Origin of the sequence: Enterobacter wuhouensis (assembly GCF_004331265.1) — a bacterium.
GTDB lineage: Bacteria > Pseudomonadota > Gammaproteobacteria > Enterobacterales > Enterobacteriaceae > Enterobacter > Enterobacter wuhouensis.
On the sequence record NZ_SJOO01000002.1, the window covers coordinates 705,050 to 726,201 of the forward strand.

Sequence of the window (21,152 nt, forward strand, 5' to 3'; positions counted from 1 at the left end):
AAAGGAATTCACATCAACTACAACCATATCATCACAAGTGGTCAGACCTCCTACAAGCAAGGGAGCTTTTCTTTATGATGATTTTGAGCATTCTCGCAACCGTTATTCTGCTCGGTGTGCTGTTCTATCACCGCGTAAGTTTATTTCTGAGCAGCCTGATTCTTCTGGCATGGACGGCAGCGCTTGGCGTCGCAGGCCTTTGGAATATCTGGCTTTTAGTCCCTCTTGCCATCATTCTTCTGCCGTTTAACCTGACCCCGATGCGCAAGGCAATGATTTCCGCACCGGTGTTCAGAGGCTTCCGCAAGGTGATGCCGCCGATGTCGCGCACCGAGAAAGAAGCGATTGATGCAGGCACCACCTGGTGGGAAGGCGACCTGTTCCAGGGCAACCCGGACTGGAAAAAGCTGCACAATTATCCGCAGCCGCGTCTGACCGCTGAAGAACAGGCCTTTATTGACGGTCCGGTGGAAGAAGCGTGCCGCATGGCGAACGACTTCGCCATCACGCACGAAATGGCCGATCTGCCGCCAGAGCTGTGGGCTTACCTGAAAGAGCATCGCTTCTTCGCGATGATCATCAAGAAAGAGTACGGCGGCCTCGAATTCTCCGCTTACGCTCAGGCTCGCGTGCTGCAAAAGCTGGCGGGCGTCTCCGGGATCCTGGCGATTACCGTTGGCGTGCCTAACTCCTTAGGCCCGGGCGAACTGCTGCAGCACTACGGTACTGAAGAGCAGAAAGATCACTACCTGCCGCGTCTGGCACGCGGTCAGGAAATCCCTTGCTTCGCGCTGACCAGCCCGGAAGCAGGCTCCGATGCAGGCGCGATCCCGGATACCGGCGTGGTCTGCATGGGCGAATGGCAGGGCGAACAGGTGCTGGGCATGCGCCTGACCTGGAACAAGCGTTATATCACCCTGGCGCCTATCGCCACCGTGCTGGGTCTGGCCTTTAAGCTCTCTGACCCGGAAAAACTGCTGGGCGGTGAAGAAGATCTGGGCATTACCTGTGCGCTGATCCCAACCTCTACCCCAGGCGTCGAAATTGGTCGTCGTCACTTCCCGCTGAACGTGCCGTTCCAGAACGGTCCGACCCGCGGTCAGGACATCTTTGTGCCGATTGACTACATCATCGGCGGTCCGAAAATGGCCGGTCAGGGCTGGCGTATGCTGGTGGAATGTCTGTCGGTGGGCCGCGGCATTACCCTGCCGTCGAACTCAACCGGCGGTCTGAAGTCGGTCGCGATGGGGATTGGCGCGTACGCCCATATCCGCCGTCAGTTCAAAATATCCATCGGCAAGATGGAAGGTATCGAAGAACCGCTGGCGCGTATCGCGGGCAACGCCTACGTGATGGACGCCGCTGCGTCGCTGATTACCTACGGCATCATGCTGGGCGAAAAACCGGCCGTGCTGTCGGCGATTGTGAAGTACCACTGTACCCACCGCGCGCAGCAGTCGATCATTGACGCGATGGATATCGCAGGCGGCAAAGGCATTATGCTCGGCGAAGGCAACTTCCTGGCGCGCGGCTATCAGGGCGCACCGATTGCCATCACCGTGGAAGGGGCAAACATCCTGACCCGCAGCATGATGATCTTCGGTCAGGGCGCGATTCGCTGCCATCCGTACGTGCTGGAAGAGATGGCTGCCGCGCAGAACAACGACGTGGATGCCTTCGACAAGCTACTGTTCAAACATATCGGTCACGTGGGCAGCAACAAGGTTCGCAGCTTCTGGCTGGGCCTGACGCGCGGTCTTACCAGCGCGACGCCGACCGGCGATGCGACCAAACGTTACTACCAGCATCTGAACCGACTGAGCGCCAACCTGGCCCTGCTGTCTGACGTTTCCATGGCGGTGCTGGGCGGCAGCCTGAAGCGTCGCGAGCGTATCTCTGCCCGTCTGGGCGACGTGCTGAGCCAGATCTTCCTGGCCTCGGCGGTCCTGAAGCGCTACGACGACGAAGGTCGACAGGAAGCGGATCTGCCGCTGGTGCACTGGGGCGTGCAGGATGCGATGTATCAGGCGGAGCAGGCGATTGACGACCTGCTGGCGAACTTCCCGAACCGCTTCGTGGCGGGCGCTCTGCGCGCGGTGATCTTCCCGACCGGTCGTCACCATCTGGCACCGTCTGACAAGCTGGATCATAAAGTGGCGAAGATCCTGCAGGTACCGAGCGCAACCCGCTCCCGTATCGGCCGCGGTCAGTATCTTGAGCCAACGCCGCACAACCCGGTGGGCCTGCTGGAAGAGGCGCTTCTGGACGTGATGGCTGCCGATCCGATTCACCAGAAAATCTGCAAGCAGCTGGGTAAAAACCTGCCGTTTACCCGTCTGGACGAACTGGCAAAACAGGCGCTGGCCGGTGGTATTATCAATAAAGATGAAGCCGCTCTGCTGGTGAAAGCCGAAGAAAGTCGTCTGCGCAGCATTAACGTGGATGATTTCGAACCGGAAGAGCTGGCGACGCAGCCGGTAAAGCTGCCGGAGAAGCACCGCAAACCTGAAGCGGCGTAACGCGTTTCGCTCTGATAAACCCCGCCCAGCGCGGGGTTTTTTATTGCCACATTTTCCCGTAATGACGTGCTACAGTGTCAAAAAGCGGTCGTTTGAGGAGCCTGTATCGTGCCTGGTTTGAAGATTTCGATTTTGCAGCAACCTTTAGTGTGGATGGATGGCCCTGCCAACCTGCGCCACTTCGATCGTCAACTGGAAGAGATTACCGGGCGCGACGTGATTGTCCTGCCGGAGATGTTCACGACCGGCTTCGCCATGGAAGCGGCTAAACAGTCGATGCCGCAGGAGGAAGTGGTGGCGTGGATGCATGCCAAAGCGCAGGAGACCAACGCGCTAATTGCCGGGAGCGCCGCCCTGCAAACGGAGCGTGGGCCGGTGAACCGCTTCCTGCTGGTGGAGCCGGAAGGGAAAGTGCATTTTTACGATAAACGCCACCTGTTCCGCATGGCGGATGAGCATCATCACTATGAAGCGGGTCACGAGCGCGTGGTGTTTGAGTGGCGCGGCTGGCGCATTTTGCCGCTGGTTTGCTACGACCTGCGCTTCCCGGTCTGGTCGCGCAACCGCAACGATTACGACCTGGCGCTGTATGTCGCCAACTGGCCTGCACCGCGCTCCCTGCACTGGCAGGCGCTGCTGGTGGCGCGCGCGATTGAGAACCAGGCGTACGTGGTGGGCTGTAACCGCGTGGGAACCGACGGCAACGGGCATCACTACCGCGGCGACAGCCGGGTGGTGAACCCGCAGGGCGAGATTATCGCCACCGCCGAGCCGCACCAGGCGACACGCATTGATGCCGAGCTGTCGTTAACGGCGCTGAAGGAGTACCGGGAGAAGTTTCCGGCATGGCAGGATGCGGATCCGTTTAGCATTGGGTGAAATTTTCCCCTCACCCCGCCCCTCTCCCAAAGGGAGAGGGAGGATAAAACATTAACTCACCAACGCCTGCCCGTCTTTGCGGCTTTCCGTCGCGGCAACGTAGTGCCCTTCCGGCATACGGTAAATCACCTGCGCCCCGCCGAAATTGTAATCCTGCAGCGGGTCTTCCACCACGATCTGATGCCCGCGCTCGCGCAGTGCGGCGATCGTATTGCGATCGAACGTCGATTCGACGATCACCTCCCTGCCCTGCACCACGCGCCAGCGCGGGGCGTCGATTGCCGCCTGCGGGTTTTGCCCGTGCAGCATAATGCGCAGCGCCATCTGCATGTGCCCCTGCGCCTGCATCGGGCCGCCCATCACGCCAAAGGACATCAGCGGCTGCCCGTTGCCGTCCATCGCAAAGCCCGGAATGATGGTGTGGAACGGGCGCTTGCTGCCCGCCAGAGCGTTCGGGTGATTGGGAGCCAGCACAAACCCGCAGCCCCGGTTTTGCAGGCTGATCCCCGTATCCGGCACCACGATGCCTGAACCGAAACCCATAAAGTTAGACTGAATAAAGGAGATCATCATTCCGCTGGAATCTGCGGCGCTGAGGTAAACCGTGCCGCTCTGCGTCGGTGAACCGTAGACAAAATCGGATGCCTTTTCGCGATTGATAAGCGCGGCGCGCGACTTCAGGTAATGGTCGCTCAGCAGCTCTTTCGCCGCGAACTCCATGTGTTCTTCATCCGCCACGTAGCGGTCGAGATCCGCCAGCGCCAGCTTCATCGCCTCGATGGAGAGATGAAGAGACTGCACGGAATCCGGGTGATGCTTCTCAATGCCGCACTGCTCCAGAATGCCGAGCGCAATCAGCGTGGCGATCCCCTGGCCGTTTGGCGGCAGCTCCTGCACCGAGCCGCCCGCGAAGTCGCGCGACAGCAGATCGACCCAGTCAACGCGGTGGTTCGCCAGATCTTCCGCCGTCAGGTGCGCGCCGTGCTCTTTAGCGAAGGCGGCAATTTTTTGCGCCAGCTCGCCGCGGTAAAACGCATCGCCGTTGGTTTTGGCAATCAGCTCCAGCGAGTTCGCCTGCGCCGGGTTACGGAAGATCTCCCCAACGCGCGGGGCGCGGCCTTCCGGCGCAAAGCAGGCGCTAAAGCCAGGCTGATCTTTCAGCTTGTTATAGCCGCGCTGCCAGAGATGGCCAATCAGCGGGGAGACCGGAAAACCATTGCGCGCGTAGTCAATGGCAGGCTGCGCCAGCGTGGTCAGCGGCAGCGTGCCGAAGCGTTCCGCCAGCGCCACCCAGCCGGATACCGCACCCGGTACGGTCACCGCGTCCCAGCCGATTTCCGGCACCGCGGTTTTACCGGCAAAGAGATCTGCATGCCAGCTGGCCGGCGAGCGGCCCGACGCGTTCAGGCCGTGAAGCTTTTCACCGTCCCAGACGATGGCAAAAGCGTCGCTGCCGATCCCGTTGCCGGTCGGCTCAACCACCGTCAGCGCCATCGCGGTGGCAATAGCCGCATCCACGGCATTCCCCCCCAGCTGCAGCATTTTCATGCCCGCCTGCGCCGCCAGCGGCTGCGACGTCGCAACGGCGTTATGGCCCAGCATCGGCGGGCGTCGTGAATCGTAACCGGACGTAAAATCAAGCGCTTTGGTCATCATGACTCCTTAGTCGTGGCGCGGATCGAGCGCATCGCGCAGCCCGTCGCCAAGTAAATTAAAGCCCTGCACGGCAAGGAAAATCGCCACGCCGGGGAACACGGACATCCACGGTGCCTGCTCAAGAAACCCTTTCGCGGTGTTGAGCATGGAGCCCCAGGAGGGATTGGGCGGCTGCTGTCCCAGCCCTAAAAACGACAGGCTGGCTTCGGCGATAATCGCCGAGGCAATGGCCAGCGTGGCCTGCACGAGGATCGGTGACATCACGTTTGGCAGGACGTATTTAATGATGATCCAGCGATCCGGCAGGCCAATCGCCCGCGCGCCGTCGATGTACTCTTCGTTGCGAATGGCGATCACCTGGCCGCGCGTCAGGCGGGCGAAGATCGGCATCGCCGAAAGACCGATGGCGATCATCGCGTTGGTCAGGCTCGGGCCCAAAAATGCCCCCAGCGCGATCGCCATGATCAGGAACGGACAGGCCAGCAGCGCCTCGATAAAGCGCGAGATCACCCCGTCCCACATCTTCTGGAAGTAGCCCGCCACCAGCCCCAGCGGCACGCCGATGACCACCGCGATAACGACCGACATACAGCCCGCCATCAGCGAGGTACGCGCCCCCCAGATAATGCGGGATAAAATGTCGCGCCCCAGCTCGTCGGTGCCGAACCAGTACATCGCCGACGGCGCTTTGCGCACCGCCAGGAAGTTGGCCTTAACCGGGTCGAACGGGGCAATCCACGGCGCGAGAAGCGCCACCAGCACAAAGAAGCCCACCACCACCGCGCCAATCACCGCGCTTTTGTTGGCGAGGAATTTCTTCAGCACCCGGTTTTGCGCACGCGGCAGCGCGGGGGCAACGGTTTGCGTTGTCAGTTCCGCCATGGTTAACCTCGCATTTTCGGGTTGATAAGGACGTAGAGCACGTCGGCCAGCAGGTTGAGCATCAGGAAGCCAATCGCCACGATCAGCACCACGCCCTGCACCACCGCGTAGTCACGGTTAAATACCGAGTCGACGATCATCTTGCCGAAGCCCGGAATGGTGAAGACCTGCTCTGTCAGCACCGCGCCGCCCAGCAGCTCGCCGAACAGCAGCGTGGTGAGGGTAATGACCGGCACCAGCGCGTTGCGAAACGCGTGCTTCAGGATCACCGCTTTTGGCAGCAGCCCTTTCGCCCGCGCGGTGCGGATGTAATCCGCCTTCAGGACCGCAATCATCGAGGCGCGGGTGTGGCGCATCAGCGTTGCCGCGAGGCCGGTTCCGAGCACGGACGCGGGCAGCAGCAGCGTGCGCAGGTTCTGGATTGGATCTTCACTGAACGGCACGTAGCCGGACGCGGGTAGCCACTGCAGGTTCACCGAAAAGACCAGAATCAGCAGGATCCCCAGCCAGAAGTGCGGGATCGAGATCCCCGAGATCGCCACGAAGTTCGCCCCGTGATCGACCCAGCTGTTTTTGTTCACCGCCGCGAGGATCCCCATGCTGATGCCAAACACCAGCGCGATAATCATCGCCAGCAGCGACAGCTCCAGCGTGACCGGCAGCTTGCTGGCAATCAGCTGCGTCACCGGCTCGTGGGTGCGTAAGGAGACGCCCAGATCGCCCTGCAGCGCCCGCGTCAGCCAGTTGAAGTACTGCACCGGGATGGGCGCGTCGAGGTTCAGCTCCGCGCGCAGCTGGGCAATGACCGCCGGGTCGCGCTCCTCCCCGGCCATGGCGATCAGCGGATCGCCGGGCAGCAGCTTTTGCAGCCCGAACACCATCATGCTCACCAGCAATAGCGTCGGGACGGCCAGCAGCAGACGTTTGCAAATCAGTTCCAGCATGGGTTCTCCTCAGGACGTTTATTTCGCCAGCGATAGGCCAGCCAGACGCACGATGCCGTCCGGATACGGCTTAAAGCCCTGCACGCTTTTGTTCAGGCCAAAAATACGCGGCTCAAAGTAGAGGTAGGCAATCGGCATGTCGGTCTGCAGCTGTTTAACCACCTTGTCGTACAGCGGCTGGCGTGCGGCCTGATCGGTGCTCTGGCGCGCCTGGGTCAGCCATTCATCAACCTGCGCGTTGCTGTAGCGGCCGTCGTTCAGGGTGCCTTTGCTGTTGATAAAGCCGTAGATGCTGCCGTCCGGGTCCGGGCGGCCCGACCAGCCGGAGAAGCTCAGCTGGTAGTCACCGCTCTGCTGGCGATCCAGCAGCGTGGCGAATTCGGTCATCTGCAGGTTCAGGTTAAATCCGGCCTCAGCGACCATCGCCTGCAATACCTGACCCACCTGCTGCGAGGTTGGGTTGTTCGGCACCAGCAGGTTGACGGTCAGCGGCGCGGTGATGCCTGCCGCTTTCAGCAGCGCTTTTGCCTTGTCAACGTCACGCGGCGGCACCGGCAGGTTAACGTGATACGGGCTGACCGGTGAAAACGCCTGGTTGGCCGGGGTGTAGAGCCCCTCAAAGACCACCTGGTTTAACGCATCGCGGTCGATGGCCTGAGAAAACGCCTCGCGCACGCGGGCGTCTTTGAACGGATCGTTCGCCGGCACCTTGCCGTTGTTGATGTTGAAGGTGATGCCCTGATAGCCCAGGCCGGTTACCTTCGCCAGCGCCAGCTTGCTGTCGGCTTCCACGGTTTTAACGTCGCTGGCGGCGATGCCTTCGGTCAGATCGAGATCGCCCGCGCGCAGGTTCGCGAGGCGCACGGAGGCATCCGGGATCGGCAGATAGATAATCTTGTCAAAGTGGTAGGCGTCTTTGTTCCAGTAGTTGTCAAAGCGCGTCAGAACGATACGGTCCTGCGACACGCGGCTGTCGAACTTGTATGGGCCGGAACAGACCGGGTGAGCGGCAAAGTCTGGCTTTTTCGCCGCCTCGGGGGCCATCATTGCGCCCGCGCGGTCGGTGAGCTGCATCAGCAGCGCGGCATCGGGCGTTTTCAGGTGCAGGGCAATCTGCATCGGGCCGGTGACTTCGACTGACTCCACGGAGGAGATCTCGCTTTTACGCAGGGAGCCTTTTAGGGTCAGAGCGCGGTCAAGGTTATATTTTGCGGCGGCGGCATCGAATTTCTCGCCGTCGTGGAAGGTGACGCCGTCGCGCAGATCCATTGTCAGCGTTTTGCCGTCATCGCTCCAGGCCCAGGATTTAGCCAGACCCGGCACGACCTTCAGGTGCTCGTCGACGTCCACCAGCCTGTCGCACAGGGAGGCAAAGACGAAGCGGCCATAGTAGGTGCGCGCCAGATGCGGGTCGAGCATGTCGGGGTCTGCGCCCAGACCGATTCGCAGCACGCTTTCAGAATGGGCGGGCAGCGCCGCGCCAAGCAACATAACACTTCCCAGTACGGTCAAAAGAGAATTACGCATTGTCATTATCATGAGTTCCTTGAAGGAAGGGACGAGTGAGTGGCCGCGTGTTCAAACAGCGCGCGGCGGCGCAGAAAAGCGGCGGATGGCGGTGCGATCTGGATAACGCTGCGATCGCGGTTGATCTCCTGCCAGCGGTGGCAGGCAACCTGACGTCCGCCGTCGAGCACCTGATTAATCGGCTCGACCTGGCGGCATTCATTTGTAACGTACGGACAGCGGGTATGGAAACGGCAGCCGGACGGCGGGCTGGCCGGGTTGGGCAGATCCCCCTGCAGCAGCGGCGCGTCGCGCTCAACCCCCGGCTGCATCTGCGGCGCCGAAGCGATCAGCGCCTGGGTATAGGGGTGCAGCGGCGCGTCAAAAATCTCATCCACGGTGGCAAGCTCGACGATTTGCCCGAGATACATGACCGCCACGCGGTCGCTCATGTGGCGGATCACCGCCAGGCCGTGGGCGACAATCACCATCGTTAGCCCAAGCTGGTGCTTCAGGCTTTCCAGCAGGTTGACCACCTGCGCCTGAACGGAGACATCCAGCGCGGATACCGGCTCGTCGCCCAGCAGCAGCTTCGGCCCGGAAGCCAGCGCGCGCGCGATGCCGATACGCTGGCGCTGCCCGCCGGAAAACTCGTGCGGATAGCGCCCGGCCCAGGCGGCAGGCAGGCCGACGGTTTTGAGCAGCTCGGCGACGCGGTACTGGCGGTCCGCTTTTTTCATGTTCTGATGCAGCCACAGCGGCTCACCGACGATCTGCTCCACCGTCATGCGCGGGTTCAGCGAGGCAAAGGGGTCCTGAAAGATGATCTGCAGCTCGCGGCGGAGCTGGTTCAGGCGAGCGCCCGAGGCGTCGGTGATCTCCTCCCCCTGATAAAACACGCGCCCTTCGCTGGCGGCCAGCAGGCGCAGCAGCAGGCGGCCGAGGGTGGATTTCCCGGAGCCGGACTCGCCGACAATCGCCAGCGTTTCGCCCGGCATGACGGCAAGCGAAACGCGGTCGACCGCCGTGACAAACCGGGCCGGGGAAAAGAGTTTTTTCGGGCCGGGGAAGCGCTTGCTCAGGTCGCGGGCTTCAAGAATGGGCGTGGTCATGCGGTCTCTCCCAGGGCAATGTGGTGTTCGAGCGGCACGCGGAAGCAGGCGACCTGATGGCCGGTGCCGAGGGTGGTGAGCTGCGGTTTTTCTGCGTGACAGCGCGTCTGCGCGAACGGACAGCGGGTGGCAAAGCGGCAGCCTTCAGGCATAGATTCCGGCAGCGGTACCGCGCCGGGAATGGTTGACAGTTGGCCTTTGCGTGCGCCAAGGGACGGGATCGAGCCCATCAGGCCGATGGTGTACGGGTGCTGCGGATCGGCAAAAATTGCCTCTACGCTTCCCTGCTCAACTACCTGTCCGGCATACATCACCGCTACCTGCTGCGCCACTTCGGCCACCACGCCTAAATCGTGGGTGATCATCAGCACCGCCGTGCCGGTTTCCTCTTTTAAGGTATTCAGCAGGGAGAGGATTTGCGCCTGAATAGTGACGTCGAGCGCGGTGGTCGGCTCATCGGCAATCAGCAGTTTGGGATGGTTAATCAGCGCCATGGCAATCATCACGCGCTGGCGCATACCGCCGGAAAGCTGATGCGGGTAAGCCTTAAGGCGCATCTCTGCCGCCGGGATTTGCACCTTTTCCAGGATTTGCAGCGCGACGCTCATCGCCTCTGCACGCGAGACGTTCTGATGGCGTATGACCGCTTCTCCAAGCTGATCGCCCAGCGTAAACGCCGGATTGAGCGAGGTCATGGGCTCCTGGAATATCATCGCCAGCTCGCTGCCGCGCAGGTCAGCGTATTCCCGCGGCGAGAGCTTGCGCAGGTCATGGCGGCGAAACTGCATCTCACCGCTGACAATCTGCGCGCTGGCAGGCAGTAAGCCCATCAGCGCTAACGAGGTGATACTTTTTCCGCAGCCGGATTCGCCCACCAGCGCCAGCGTTTCGCCCGCTTTAACCGTCAGCGTAATACCGTCCAGCACGCTGACCGGGGAGCCCGCGAATTTAACGTTGAGGTTTTGCAGCCGCAGTACGGGCGTAGCGTCCTTAAAGGGTATCGTCGTCATAGCGTGGAGTCGTCCTCAAGGTGAATAGCCTGAATCAGGGCGGTTTGCAGCGTGAGCAGGTGTTCCCGCATGGCGGCGGCTGCTTCATTGGGCTGGCGATGAATAATCGCGGACATGATTTTGTGGTGGTGGTCGTTATAGCTATCGACGCGTTCAGGGGTTCGTGCAAGCTCGCGCAAATGCTGCCAGCTCGGCTCGCGCCGCACGGCGTCAATGGCATCAAACAGCCCGAGCATCAGGCGGTTGCCTGCGGCCTCGGCAATGGCACGGTGAAAAGCGCTATCCCATAATTCATTAAGATCGCGGTCGTCCGGGCTGACCTTATCAATGCGTTCCAGCATGCGCTGCATAAGCGCGAGGTTTTCCCTGGTGGCACGCAGTGCCGCAAGCCGGGCCAGGCCGGGTTCGAGCTGTAAACGAGCTTCCATCACTTCCAGAAGGTTGGTTTGCTGAACCAATCCCTGAAGGGCCAGCGGTTCAACGGGAGCTGCCGGGCCAATAAAGGTCCCTTTGCCCTGCTTACGCCAGATTCGCCCTTCTTCTTCCAGCACGTCCAGCGCACGACGGACCTCACGCCGCCCTACGCCGAGAGTGTCCGACAGCTCACGTTCAGTGGGCAGCGGAATGCCTGGTGTTGACTCGTGCTGGTTGATTAGCCCGCGCAGCTGCTCAAGCGCGGTGCTGGAATTTGCCAGAAACCGTGACGGTTTTTCCATATTGGTTCGCTCGCTATCATCATTACTTTATTTTTATTAACGATAAGTTATTGATATGACGTGCAACTTATCGTGCTAATGATTAAGCAATAAACGAACCAATAGCGCATTGGTTCATGAGCTTTTTGGAAAATGACCGGTAACTGGATGATTTTCTATGAATTATTTTTACATAATTATTACAAATCGAGGTCGTGCCGGAAGGGAGGTGTGGACGTAATGCACACAATGAGTGCAAATAATGCACTAAAAACGTGCATTTGTTAATTAAATGCACTGCGTTTATTAACTTTTTGTTAACCAAAAAAATACTGAGGCGGGTAATTTTTTGCAGCGATAAAACGACAAAGGCCTGAATCATTTCTGATTCAGGCCTTCTGAATAGTGGCGGAACGGACGGGACTCGAACCCGCGACCCCCTGCGTGACAGGCAGGTATTCTAACCGACTGAACTACCGCTCCACTGTTCCCGTTTGGGGAACGAGGCGAATATTACGGTCTGCCTCTGAACTCGTCAACGCTTTTTCTTAGCTTTTGAATCGTTTGCTGCAAAAATCACCCAAGCGGTGAATTTACAGGCATTCTCACGCTATTTAAGCGCGCCACATGCAGCTGCCACCTTTCTTCTGAACCAAATCGAGACGCGATTCATGATTCAGAAGTTCTTCATCGCTGGCTAAAACAACCCGCAGGCGGCTAGCCTGACGCACAACGCGCTGAATGCCCGCTTCTCCCTGCGTCTGCTGCGATTCATTCTCCGTACTGAACTTCATCGACGTCTGCCCGCCGGTCATGGTCAGGTAGACATCGGCCAGGATCTGGGCATCGAGCAGTGCGCCGTGCAGCGTTCGCTTGGTGTTGTCTATTTCATAGCGTGAACAAAGAGCATCGAGGCTGTTACGCTTGCCGGGAAACATTTTCCTTGCCAGCGCCAGGCTGTCTGTCACCTTGCAGAAGGTATTCGTCTTCGGGATATCACGATTGAGCTTGCTGAATTCATAATCCATAAAGCCGATATCGAACGAGGCGTTATGGATGACAAGCTCGGCGCCCTTAATGTATTCCAGGAACTCGTCCGCCACGTCTGCAAAAGTCGGCTTATCCAGCAAGAACTCATCGGCAATACCGTGAACGCCGAACGCTTCCGGATCCACCAGCCGATCGGGCTTGAGGTAAACGTGGAAGTTGTTCCCTGTCAGACGACGGTTCACGACTTCAACGGCACCGATCTCGATGATCTTGTGCCCTTCGTAGTGCGCGCCAATTTGGTTCATACCGGTGGTTTCGGTATCAAGAACAATCTGGCGAGTAATTGCAGTGCTCATAGCGGTCATTTATGTCAGACTTATCGTTTAACTGAACGTTCAAATTACAGGAAGTCTACCAGAGATGCGTAAACAGGTAGAAATTTTCACCGATGGATCTTGTCTTGGCAACCCGGGACCTGGCGGCTATGGCGCCATTATGCGTTACCGCGAGCACGAAAAAACCTTTAGCGAAGGCTATTTCCTGACTACCAACAACCGCATGGAGTTGATGGCCGCCATCGTGGCGCTGGAAGCCTTAAAAGAACACTGTGACGTGGTGCTGAGCACTGACAGCCAGTACGTGCGCCAGGGCATTACCCAGTGGATTCACAACTGGAAAAAACGCGGCTGGAAGACGGCTGAAAAGAAGCCGGTCAAGAACGTCGACCTCTGGAAACGCCTTGATGCGGCGCTGGGCCAGCACGAAATAAAATGGGAATGGGTGAAAGGCCATGCCGGTCACCCCGAAAACGAACGCTGTGACGAACTTGCGCGCGCGGCTGCGTCAAATCCTGCTCATGAAGATACTGGGTATCAGCCAGAATCCTGATCAGGGTTTTCGATACTGACGCGTTGCGCCAACGGTCTGGCGGATCTGCGATTTAGATTTGCTCTGCTTCATCGGGTTGAGCGTAAGAGGGATTGTCCGCTTACGCGCGACGATAAACTGCATGCAGCCTAACGCTGGGAGATGGGTGCTAAGCACAACGCCGCCCTTTCTTGCCCAGGGCAATACCTGAAAACCACCGTAGCCGAGCACTTCAAAGTTCAGCAGTGAAAGCCAGTCGAGCTGGCGCATCATCGTAAACATCCGGCTGTCATAGGGTGGCGTGCGGCGTAACACGGGGACGAGCTTTCGTAATCCCATCAGACTTAACGGATTGAACCCGCTAATCACCAGCCAGCCATCATCAATCAGCACGCGATCGGCTTCGCGTAACAAACGATGCGGATCGCTACACCAGGGTAAGGTGTGGGCGAGCAGGCAGGCATCAATCGATTTTTCAGCAAAGGGAAGATGCAGGGGATCGGCTTTCACCTGAACCGGTGCACCATTGAGAGAGACATTAACCTGATGTGAGATAGCGCAGCTTTCGGTATTGATTTCCGCACTGAGATTGCCAATCTTAAGCAGGTGAAAGCCATACATTTTTGCGAGCCACGGCTTGAGCTGTTGCTCTAACGCCTCGCGATAGTATTCACCCCAGGGCAGTTCCGCCCAACGTTCCGGTGCTGTGACAGTCTGAGGTATCCTTGCCGGTTTCATAAACGCACCCGCCACGCTATAAGAGGTAATGTATGAATCTTATCAGTATTTCTGCTTTCCAGGACAATTACATCTGGGTTTTGGTCGATGACGCGCGCCGATGCATCATTGTCGATCCCGGAGAATCTGCCCCGGTTCTACGTGCCATCAATGAGAACGGCTGGCAGCCAGAGGCCATACTCCTCACCCATCATCATAACGATCACGTTGGTGGAGTATCCGAACTGCGCGCCCGGTTTCCGCATCTTGTGGTATACGGGCCAGCAGAAACACAAGATAAAGGTACAACGCAAGTAGTCGAAGAAGGCGAAAATATCCTCATACTGGGGTGGGAATTTTCCGTATTTGCTACACCAGGTCACACTTCGGGACATCTCTGTTTCTACAGTAAACCTTATCTATTTTGCGGCGACACGCTGTTTTCTGGCGGCTGCGGCAGACTCTTTGAGGGTACACCTGAACAAATGCATCAGTCTTTACAAAAGATTAATGCACTTCCCGAGGATACGCTTATATGTTGCGCACATGAGTATACTTTAGGGAATATGAAGTTTGCCGTCAGCATTTTACCAGACGATCGTGCTATTCAGGATTATTATCAGGAAGTGAAGGAGTTACGTGCAAAAAACCAAAAAACACTACCCGTAATTCTGAAAAACGAGCGGAGAATAAATTTATTTTTACGAACTGATGATGTTGATTTAATTAATAAAATTAACCAAGAAACAAATTTGCAACAACCAGAACAGCGATTTGCATGGTTAAGGTCAAAGAAAGATAACTTCAGATAAATGCGGGTTGCCTTTTCAAAATTTCGCCGTTATCATCGCTCGTCTTTTAAGCAACTATTGACACACACATGAAGGCAAAAGCGATATTACTCGCCTCTGTCCTGCTTGTAGGTTGCCAGTCGCAGACTGGCAACAACGTACAACAGCACGCACAGAGCCTTTCTGCAGCTGGTCAAGGGGAAGCAGGGAAGTTTACAAGTTCGGCGCGGTGGATGGACGATGGAACATCATTTGCGCAGGAACAGGACTTGTGGGCCTCTATTGGCGACGAGCTAAAGATGGGAATTCCGGAAAATACCCGGATTCGCGAACAGAAACAGAAGTATTTGAGAAATAAGAGCTATCTCCACGATGTAACGTTACGGGCAGAGCCGTATATGTACTGGATAGCCGGGCAAGTTAAGAAACGTAACATGCCTATGGAGCTGGTACTCCTACCCATAGTGGAGAGCGCTTTTGACCCACACGCAACGTCTGGCGCCAATGCCGCAGGCATCTGGCAGATCATTCCGAGCACAGGGCGCAATTATGGTTTGAAACAGACCCGCAGCTACGATGCGCGTCGTGATGTTGTCGCTTCAACGACAGCCGCTCTCGACATGATGCAACGTCTGAACAAGATGTTTGACGGCGACTGGTTGTTAACGGTCGCGGCGTATAACAGCGGCGAAGGTCGTGTAATGAAGGCAATGAAAGCGAACAAAGCGCGTGGTAAGTCCACCGATTTTTGGTCGCTCTCACTGCCTCAAGAAACGAAAATTTACGTACCGAAGATGCTGGCCTTGAGCGATATTCTCAAGAACAGTAAGCGTTACGGTGTACAACTGCCAACACCAGACGAAAGTCGTGCACTGGCGCGCGTTCGCCTCAGCAGCCCGGTTGATATTCAACAGGTTGCCGATATGACGGGTATGTCGGTAAGTAAATTGAAAACCTTTAATGCAGGTGTTAAAGGCTCAACCCTGGGAGCAACTGGCCCACGGTATGTGATGGTTCCGCAGAAACATGCAGAGCAGTTACGCGAGTCTTTAGCTTCGGGTGAAATTGCCGCCGTTCAGTCAACGCTGATCGCGGATGCTTCATCAGTCAGCAGCCGCAGCTATAAGGTTCGTTCAGGCGATACGCTTTCGGGCATTGCATCACGTCTTGGCGTGAATTCAAAAGATCTGCAGCAGTGGAACAACCTGCGCGGTTCAAGTCTGAAAGTGGGTCAAACTCTGACGGTTGGTGCAGGTAGCAGCGCACAGCGTCTCGCCAAAAACAGCGATAGCATTACCTATCGCGTGCGTAAAGGTGATTCGCTGTCCAGTATCGCTAAACGACACGGCGTGAACATCAAAGATGTGATGCGCTGGAACAACGATACTGACAATCTGCAACCAGGCGACCAGCTCACGCTGTTTGTGAAAAACAGCGCTACGCCAGACTCCTGATTACACGATCCCGGATAAAAAGGCACCGATTCCCCCGGTGCCTTTTTTGTTTTACCCTGCTTTTTGCGCTTCGGCCATGATCGTATCGCTGGTAAACGATCCATCTTCCTGCAGTTCAAAGTAGGCCTTCACCTCCGCAGAAGCACTCTCCTGATACCTCCGAATGGCCTGACTTAAGGCATCAGGCGTGCGCATACGCGCAATCCACGAACTGAATTCCAGCGGCAGCCGGTCTGTTATCAATGAGCGCGAAATCAAACCGGCTTCGGTGATAAACGACAACCACTCCCCGCTGGAATAATTTTGTACATGGGACGTATCGCGCAGAGCTTCTACCGTCTGCAGCCAGATATTACGAACCGGATGCCCCGGAGACATCACGTCCATGATGATGAAAATCCCCCCCGGCTTGAGTACACGCTTCACTTCCCGCAATGCCTGCCCCACATCATGCCAATGGTGTGCGGAGTAGCGACTGATGACAACGTCAAAGGATGCATCCTCAAAGGGTAAGGATTCGGCGTAGCCCTGACGGGTGGTGACGTTGCTCAGCCCTTTGGCTTTTGCGGCCTCAGCTACCACCTCCAGCATCTGGCTGGATAAATCATATGCCGTGACCTGAGACACCTGCTGCGCAGCGGTAAAGCTGGCGTGCCCTGCCCCACAGCCTAAATCCAGCGCCTTTGCCTGAGGGAATGCCTTCAGACGCTCCCCCAGACGAACCAGATCATTGCCAGAAGCATGCACGGCGCTGCTCAGATAGGCGCTTGCCTGAGAGCCAAACTGTTTTTCTACGTTGTCATGATGGGAATATGTTGTTGTCATCTTACTGTCCTTTTGTTGTTTAAAAAAATAAAGGGCAGCTCCCGCACAGGCCTGCCCCACGGCAGACCTGACACACCATTATTTATCAGGTTTGCCGGGACTGAATTCAACTAGTAGAGGGTTGTGATCGGAGGCGCGCGTCACCAGAACGGAGGCGTCGTGCACGCTCAAACCACGATAGAAGACGAAATCGAGAGGACGGCCAAAGGCCTTTTTGCGTTGGTCATCGCTGAAGCGGACCTCACGCAGCGACATTTCGCGTGCAAAGCGATACAGCGCATTCATACGCGGACGGCTCCAGGCGTTGAAGTCTCCCGCCATAATGATGGGTCCGCTGTGATGGGCAATCTGATCGCCAATGGGCAGTAACTGCTTGCTATACACATCGACGCCGAGGCTGAAGTTCACCGCGTGGATGTTCACCACCATCAGCATGCGGGTGTCCGGAAGCGGATAGACGGTTACCAGCGCCGATTTAGCCAGACGCAGGATAGGCTCGCGCTCACGCAGAGGGCAGCAATAAACCGGATGCGCGGCGGAAAGCGTCATCACACCGGAGGGGTGCTGCGGCAAGACAAATGCCGGCACCTGATCGGCGGCGAGGTAGTTAGTTGTTGCAAACCGAACCAGTTCAGGCGTCGTTTGCGCCTCTTGCAGCAGAACCAGATGGGCATCTTTGCCGAAATTCTTGAGCACGGATAACCACTCCGCGCGCTGCTGTTTAAAGATATTCCACACCAGGACCCGAATTTTGTCATCGCTGCTTAACGGCGTACCGGCGGGCAATGCCTGACTAATGCTCGCAAATGACCCCGGAGGCATAATTCTCTCCGCGGGCATTCCGGCAACATAACGCATGGCATAGGTATTCTTTCGCACTTTTGGAAACAACCTCTATAACGTGAACCAGCCCGGAAAACGGACTGGTTCTAATGTTATAGGGACTTTAGGTCACACTTTCAACGCAATTTCTCAGAAAGCGCTTTCCAGTTTTGTAAGCAAGCACTTACTGATATTTATCCGAGCGCCACGCGAGCAGGTTTATCAAGACGTCCACTCAGGCCAATCAGCAGGAAGGCAGCCAGAACAATCGCAGCACCAATCCATGGCGTTTGGGTCAGGCCAAAGTGTTCAACAGTTTGTCCGCCAATAATGGAGCCGATCGCAATACCAATGTTAAACGCGGCAATATTCAAACCCGATGCCACGTCCACCGCGTTCGGCGTGTACTGCTCGGCTTTCTGCACCACGTAGACCTGTAGCCCCGGCACGTTACCAAAGGCAAATATCCCCATCACCAGAACGGTGACCAGCGCAGCATATTGCATGGATGCCGTGAACTGGAAGATCAATAGCAGAACGACCAGTGCCGCAAAGATGAACTTCAGAGCGGGTACTGCGCCATGTTTATCTGCAAGCTTGCCGCCCCAGATATTACCGATTGCGACTGAGATACCGTAGCCGAGCAAAATCCAGCTCACGGCACTGGGGGAGAAGCCCGCCAGGTCTTGCATCATCGGCGCCAGGAAGGTGAAAGCGGTGAACACGCCGCCATAGCCCAGCGCGGTAACGGCATAGATGAGCAGCAGGCGCGGATGTGTCAGTACCTTTATCTGATCGCTCAGGCGTGCGCTCGCCCGACCCGGAATATTTGATGGCACCAACAGCATACTGGCGACCAGCGCAATCACGCCCAGCAGAGATACGGCGAGGAAGGTTTCACGCCAGCCGAAGTGCTGTCCGATAAATGTTCCCAAAGGCACGCCGGTCACCAGCGCCACCGTTAATCCACCAAACATAATTGCAATGGCTGACGCCGCTTTCTCTTTAGGCACCAGGCTTGTTGCAATGGTTGAACCGATGGAGAAGAACACGCCGTGCGCGAGGCCGGTGAGCAGCCGGGCAATAACCAGAGTCGTGTAATCCGGCGCCTGCCAGGCCAGAAGGTTGCCAGCGGTAAAAAGCACCATCAGGGCAATCAGCAGTTGTTTACGGGGGAAACGCCCGGTCAGCGCCGTCAATACTGGCGCACCGACGGCGACGCCCAATGCGTAGATTGACACCAGCAGTCCGGCCGAGGGCAACGAAATAGCAAGTTGATGAGCGATGGTAGGAACCAGTCCTACAATAACGAACTCGGTCGTGCCTATCGCAAAGGCACTGATCGTGAGGGCAAGTAGCGCCAGTGGCATAAAATACTCCGTCTCTTCAGGATTAAGATGACAGGCAGTATGCGCCGGTGGTTAAATAACAAAAATGGTCAAAATATCAATTGAATTTTGCGGATGAGGCAACAATGAAAGCAACATCGGAAGAGCTGACAATCTTTGTCGCCGTCGTCGAAAGCGGCAGCTTTAGCCGTGCAGCCGAACAGCTGGGGCAAGCTAACTCGGCTATAAGCCGCTCGGTGAAAAAACTTGAGATGAAGCTTGGGGTGAGCCTCCTCAACCGAACAACGCGCCAGCTGAGCCTGACGGAAGAAGGAGAGCGCTATTTCAGACGCGTGCAGTCTGTTCTGCAGGAGATGGCGGCGGCTGAAACCGAGATTATGGAATCCCGCAGTACGCCGCGGGGGCTTCTGCGTATCGATGCAGCCACCCCTGTCGTGCTGCACTTTCTGATGCCGTTGATTAAACCTTTCCGCGAACGTTATCCTGAGATGACGCTCTCGCTGGTTTCCTCTGAGACATTTATCAATCTTATTGAACGAAAGGTCGACGTCGCCATCCGGGCGGGAACCTTAACGGACTCCAGCCTGCGCGCCCGTCCGCTGTTCACCAGCTACCGTAAAATAATCGCGTCGCCAGAGTATATCGCTGAACATGGGAAACCGGAGACGGTGGAAGATCTTAAGCAGCACCTGTGCCTGGGCTTTACAGAGCCCGTCTCGCTGAATACCTGGCCTGTAGCCTGCCGTGACGGCCAGCTTCATGAAATCAGCTGCGGACTATCATCCAACAGCGGGGAAACGCTGAAGCAGCTGTGTCTTACAGGGAATGGTATCGCCTGCTTATCGGATTACATGATTGATAAGGAGATTGCACGCGGTGAACTTGTGGAGCTGATGGCCGATAAGCGCCTGCCGGTTGAGATGCCTTTTAGCGCGGTCTATTACAGTGACAGAGCGGTCAGCACGCGCATACGCGCCTTTATCGACTTCCTGAGCGAACATATAAAAACAGCTCCGAAAGGAGCTGTGTGAGGGTTTTGGGTACAGAGGGAGGGTGAGTATTAATCCCAGTCTGGCGCTAACCCTTCCGGGCTCACCAGGCGATCGTTGCAATCCAGGGCGGCGATAGCTTTTTTGTCTTCTTCGTCCAGCTTGAGATCCATCGCGAGCAGGTTGCTTGCCAGGTTTTCACGTCTGGTTGAGGACGGGATCACGGCATAACCTTCACCGATCGCCCATGCCAGAATAACCTGCGCAGCAGTGGCGTTGTGTTTCTCTGCAATGCGAATAATCACCTCATCCTTCAACGCCTTACCGTAGGCCAGCGTCATGTAAGAGGTAATGTGGATACCGTGCTGTTTGGCCCAGTCCACCACTTTGTGGTTTTGCAGGTACGGTGACAGTTCAATCTGGTTGGTGGCGATGTTTTCTGCCCCCACAGCCGCAATCGCTCTTTCCATCAGCGGGATAGTGAAGTTGGAGATCCCAATTTCACGGGTTAATCCCTCTTTCTTCGCTTCGAGCAGTGCCTGCATGAACTCTTCTACAGAGACTGTATCATTGGGTGATGGCCAGTGGATCAGCGTCAGATCCACGTAGTCTGTACACAGTTTCTTCAAACTTTCTTTCAGGCTCGGGATCAGCTTATCTTTGCTGAGGTTCTCAATCCAGATTTTCGTGGTGATGAAAAGCTCGTTACGCGGCACACCGCTTTCTTCGATGGCCTGGCCGACGGCAGCTTCATTATCGTAAATCTGTGCCGTATCAACGGTACGATAGCCCAGCTCAAGCGCAGTTTTTACGGATGCGATAACAACGTCGTCTTTCAGGCGGAAAGTGCCCAGACCAAATGCAGGGATAGCCATATGATTCCTCTTTAATAATCGTGTTCGTAAGCTGAGGAAGATTATGGCTGGTGCGGTTATGCAGAAAAAGAGCGTAAAACGCAGAGGATTTTTGCTTATTTAGCAAAAATGATGCAGCAGATAAGAAAAAAGCCCTGAGCGTTAGCTCAGGGCTTTTAATAAGTGGCGGAACGGACGGGACTCGAACCCGCGACCCCCTGCGTGACAGGCAGGTATTCTAACCGACTGAACTACCGCTCCACCGAAGACTTTTGTAACCACCGGATTTAC

General features: G+C 56.8%; 19 protein-coding genes and 2 tRNA genes. 6 read left to right on the top strand and 15 right to left on the bottom strand.

What is annotated here, in order from left to right; genetic code table 11:
• Positions 1 to 74: 74 nt before the first annotated feature.
• Positions 75 to 2,519, top strand: coding sequence for an acyl-CoA dehydrogenase FadE (gene fadE, locus E0L20_RS07460; RefSeq protein WP_131633391.1), 2,445 nt, complete (start codon positions 75 to 77; stop codon positions 2,517 to 2,519).
• 108 nt (positions 2,520 to 2,627) lie between these two features.
• Positions 2,628 to 3,398, top strand: a complete 771-nt coding sequence (locus tag E0L20_RS07465) for an amidohydrolase (protein WP_131633392.1) — start codon at positions 2,628 to 2,630, stop codon at positions 3,396 to 3,398.
• A 51-nt stretch (positions 3,399 to 3,449) separates the two neighbouring features.
• Here E0L20_RS07465 and E0L20_RS07470 read toward each other — a convergent pair whose 3' ends face one another.
• The 9 genes from E0L20_RS07470 to dnaQ all read right to left on the bottom strand — a co-directional run bounded on the left by E0L20_RS07470 (position 3,450) and on the right by dnaQ (position 12,549).
• Positions 3,450 to 5,051, bottom strand: coding sequence for a gamma-glutamyltransferase family protein (locus tag E0L20_RS07470; RefSeq protein WP_131633423.1), 1,602 nt, complete (start codon positions 5,049 to 5,051; stop codon positions 3,450 to 3,452).
• A gap of 9 nt (positions 5,052 to 5,060) precedes the next feature.
• Positions 5,061 to 5,936, bottom strand: coding sequence for an ABC transporter permease (locus tag E0L20_RS07475; protein WP_048957588.1), 876 nt, complete (start codon positions 5,934 to 5,936; stop codon positions 5,061 to 5,063).
• A 2-nt stretch (positions 5,937 to 5,938) separates the two neighbouring features.
• A complete protein-coding gene (locus E0L20_RS07480; RefSeq protein WP_131633393.1) occupies positions 5,939 to 6,880 on the bottom strand; it encodes an ABC transporter permease in 942 nt (313 codons plus the stop codon).
• Between the two features lie 18 nt (positions 6,881 to 6,898).
• The gene (locus E0L20_RS07485; protein ID WP_207389437.1) at positions 6,899 to 8,413 is read right to left on the bottom strand and encodes an ABC transporter substrate-binding protein; all 1,515 of its coding nucleotides are present in this window, start codon (positions 8,411 to 8,413) and stop codon (positions 6,899 to 6,901) included.
• Between the two features lie 2 nt (positions 8,414 to 8,415).
• Positions 8,416 to 9,498 carry an ABC transporter ATP-binding protein gene (locus E0L20_RS07490; RefSeq protein ID WP_131633394.1) on the bottom strand — a complete coding sequence of 361 codons (1,083 nt, stop codon included), beginning with the start codon at positions 9,496 to 9,498 and terminating at the stop codon, positions 8,416 to 8,418.
• Positions 9,495 to 10,508 (bottom strand): ABC transporter ATP-binding protein, encoded by a 1,014-nt coding sequence (locus E0L20_RS07495; RefSeq protein WP_131633395.1) that lies wholly within the window; start codon positions 10,506 to 10,508, stop codon positions 9,495 to 9,497. Before E0L20_RS07495 ends, E0L20_RS07490 begins: the two co-directional genes overlap by 4 nt.
• A complete protein-coding gene (locus E0L20_RS07500; RefSeq protein ID WP_119935402.1) occupies positions 10,505 to 11,224 on the bottom strand; it encodes a FadR/GntR family transcriptional regulator in 720 nt (239 codons plus the stop codon). The genes E0L20_RS07495 and E0L20_RS07500 overlap by 4 nt, the downstream gene beginning before the upstream one ends.
• Before the next feature lie 385 nt (positions 11,225 to 11,609).
• Positions 11,610 to 11,686: transfer RNA gene (locus E0L20_RS07505), tRNA-Asp, on the bottom strand.
• A 131-nt stretch (positions 11,687 to 11,817) separates the two neighbouring features.
• A complete protein-coding gene (dnaQ, locus tag E0L20_RS07510) occupies positions 11,818 to 12,549 on the bottom strand; it encodes a DNA polymerase III subunit epsilon (protein ID WP_165500694.1) in 732 nt (243 codons plus the stop codon).
• Positions 12,550 to 12,613: 64 nt separating this feature from the next.
• On the opposite strand from dnaQ, the gene rnhA reads away from it, so the two are divergent.
• The gene (gene rnhA, locus E0L20_RS07515) at positions 12,614 to 13,081 is read left to right on the top strand and encodes a ribonuclease HI (protein ID WP_131633397.1); all 468 of its coding nucleotides are present in this window, start codon (positions 12,614 to 12,616) and stop codon (positions 13,079 to 13,081) included.
• Here rnhA and E0L20_RS07520 read toward each other — a convergent pair whose 3' ends face one another.
• Positions 13,082 to 13,798, bottom strand: a complete 717-nt coding sequence (locus E0L20_RS07520) for a class I SAM-dependent methyltransferase (protein ID WP_131633398.1) — start codon at positions 13,796 to 13,798, stop codon at positions 13,082 to 13,084.
• 32 nt (positions 13,799 to 13,830) lie between these two features.
• Here E0L20_RS07520 and gloB point away from each other — a divergent pair, with 32 nt between their 5' ends.
• Both gloB and mltD read left to right on the top strand, forming a co-directional pair.
• Positions 13,831 to 14,589, top strand: coding sequence for a hydroxyacylglutathione hydrolase (gene gloB, locus E0L20_RS07525; RefSeq protein ID WP_131633399.1), 759 nt, complete (start codon positions 13,831 to 13,833; stop codon positions 14,587 to 14,589).
• A gap of 68 nt (positions 14,590 to 14,657) precedes the next feature.
• A complete protein-coding gene (mltD, locus tag E0L20_RS07530; RefSeq protein WP_131633400.1) occupies positions 14,658 to 16,022 on the top strand; it encodes a murein transglycosylase D in 1,365 nt (454 codons plus the stop codon).
• A gap of 51 nt (positions 16,023 to 16,073) precedes the next feature.
• Here mltD and E0L20_RS07535 read toward each other — a convergent pair whose 3' ends face one another.
• The 3 genes from E0L20_RS07535 to E0L20_RS07545 form a co-directional block, all read right to left on the bottom strand.
• Positions 16,074 to 16,847, bottom strand: coding sequence for a class I SAM-dependent methyltransferase (locus E0L20_RS07535; protein WP_131633401.1), 774 nt, complete (start codon positions 16,845 to 16,847; stop codon positions 16,074 to 16,076).
• A 78-nt stretch (positions 16,848 to 16,925) separates the two neighbouring features.
• Positions 16,926 to 17,726, bottom strand: coding sequence for an endonuclease/exonuclease/phosphatase family protein (locus E0L20_RS07540; protein ID WP_047653284.1), 801 nt, complete (start codon positions 17,724 to 17,726; stop codon positions 16,926 to 16,928).
• A gap of 137 nt (positions 17,727 to 17,863) precedes the next feature.
• Positions 17,864 to 19,039 (bottom strand): MFS transporter, encoded by a 1,176-nt coding sequence (locus E0L20_RS07545; protein ID WP_131633402.1) that lies wholly within the window; start codon positions 19,037 to 19,039, stop codon positions 17,864 to 17,866.
• 104 nt (positions 19,040 to 19,143) lie between these two features.
• On the opposite strand from E0L20_RS07545, the gene yafC reads away from it, so the two are divergent.
• Positions 19,144 to 20,049 carry a DNA-binding transcriptional regulator YafC gene (gene yafC / locus E0L20_RS07550; protein WP_131633403.1) on the top strand — a complete coding sequence of 302 codons (906 nt, stop codon included), beginning with the start codon at positions 19,144 to 19,146 and terminating at the stop codon, positions 20,047 to 20,049.
• 29 nt (positions 20,050 to 20,078) lie between these two features.
• On the opposite strand, the gene dkgB is transcribed toward yafC, so the two are convergent.
• The gene (gene dkgB, locus E0L20_RS07555; RefSeq protein WP_131633404.1) at positions 20,079 to 20,882 is read right to left on the bottom strand and encodes a 2,5-didehydrogluconate reductase DkgB; all 804 of its coding nucleotides are present in this window, start codon (positions 20,880 to 20,882) and stop codon (positions 20,079 to 20,081) included.
• 163 nt (positions 20,883 to 21,045) lie between these two features.
• Positions 21,046 to 21,122: transfer RNA gene (locus E0L20_RS07560), tRNA-Asp, on the bottom strand.
• Positions 21,123 to 21,152 lie beyond the last annotated feature (30 nt).

Coding starts and splice junctions, on each gene's coding strand:
- fadE (WP_131633391.1), top strand. CDS start 75: ATGATGATTTTGAGCATTCTCGCAACCGTTATTCTGCTCGGTGTGCTG.
- E0L20_RS07470 (WP_131633423.1), bottom strand. CDS start 5,051: ATGACCAAAGCGCTTGATTTTACGTCCGGTTACGATTCACGACGCCCG.
- E0L20_RS07475 (WP_048957588.1), bottom strand. CDS start 5,936: ATGGCGGAACTGACAACGCAAACCGTTGCCCCCGCGCTGCCGCGTGCG.
- E0L20_RS07480 (WP_131633393.1), bottom strand. CDS start 6,880: ATGCTGGAACTGATTTGCAAACGTCTGCTGCTGGCCGTCCCGACGCTA.
- E0L20_RS07485 (WP_207389437.1), bottom strand. CDS start 8,413: ATGACAATGCGTAATTCTCTTTTGACCGTACTGGGAAGTGTTATGTTG.
- E0L20_RS07490 (WP_131633394.1), bottom strand. CDS start 9,498: ATGACCACGCCCATTCTTGAAGCCCGCGACCTGAGCAAGCGCTTCCCC.
- E0L20_RS07495 (WP_131633395.1), bottom strand. CDS start 10,508: ATGACGACGATACCCTTTAAGGACGCTACGCCCGTACTGCGGCTGCAA.
- E0L20_RS07500 (WP_119935402.1), bottom strand. CDS start 11,224: ATGGAAAAACCGTCACGGTTTCTGGCAAATTCCAGCACCGCGCTTGAG.
- dnaQ (WP_165500694.1), bottom strand. CDS start 12,549: ATGAGCACTGCAATTACTCGCCAGATTGTTCTTGATACCGAAACCACC.
- rnhA (WP_131633397.1), top strand. CDS start 12,614: ATGCGTAAACAGGTAGAAATTTTCACCGATGGATCTTGTCTTGGCAAC.
- E0L20_RS07520 (WP_131633398.1), bottom strand. CDS start 13,798: ATGAAACCGGCAAGGATACCTCAGACTGTCACAGCACCGGAACGTTGG.
- gloB (WP_131633399.1), top strand. CDS start 13,831: ATGAATCTTATCAGTATTTCTGCTTTCCAGGACAATTACATCTGGGTT.
- mltD (WP_131633400.1), top strand. CDS start 14,658: ATGAAGGCAAAAGCGATATTACTCGCCTCTGTCCTGCTTGTAGGTTGC.
- E0L20_RS07535 (WP_131633401.1), bottom strand. CDS start 16,847: ATGACAACAACATATTCCCATCATGACAACGTAGAAAAACAGTTTGGC.
- E0L20_RS07545 (WP_131633402.1), bottom strand. CDS start 19,039: ATGCCACTGGCGCTACTTGCCCTCACGATCAGTGCCTTTGCGATAGGC.
- yafC (WP_131633403.1), top strand. CDS start 19,144: ATGAAAGCAACATCGGAAGAGCTGACAATCTTTGTCGCCGTCGTCGAA.
- dkgB (WP_131633404.1), bottom strand. CDS start 20,882: ATGGCTATCCCTGCATTTGGTCTGGGCACTTTCCGCCTGAAAGACGAC.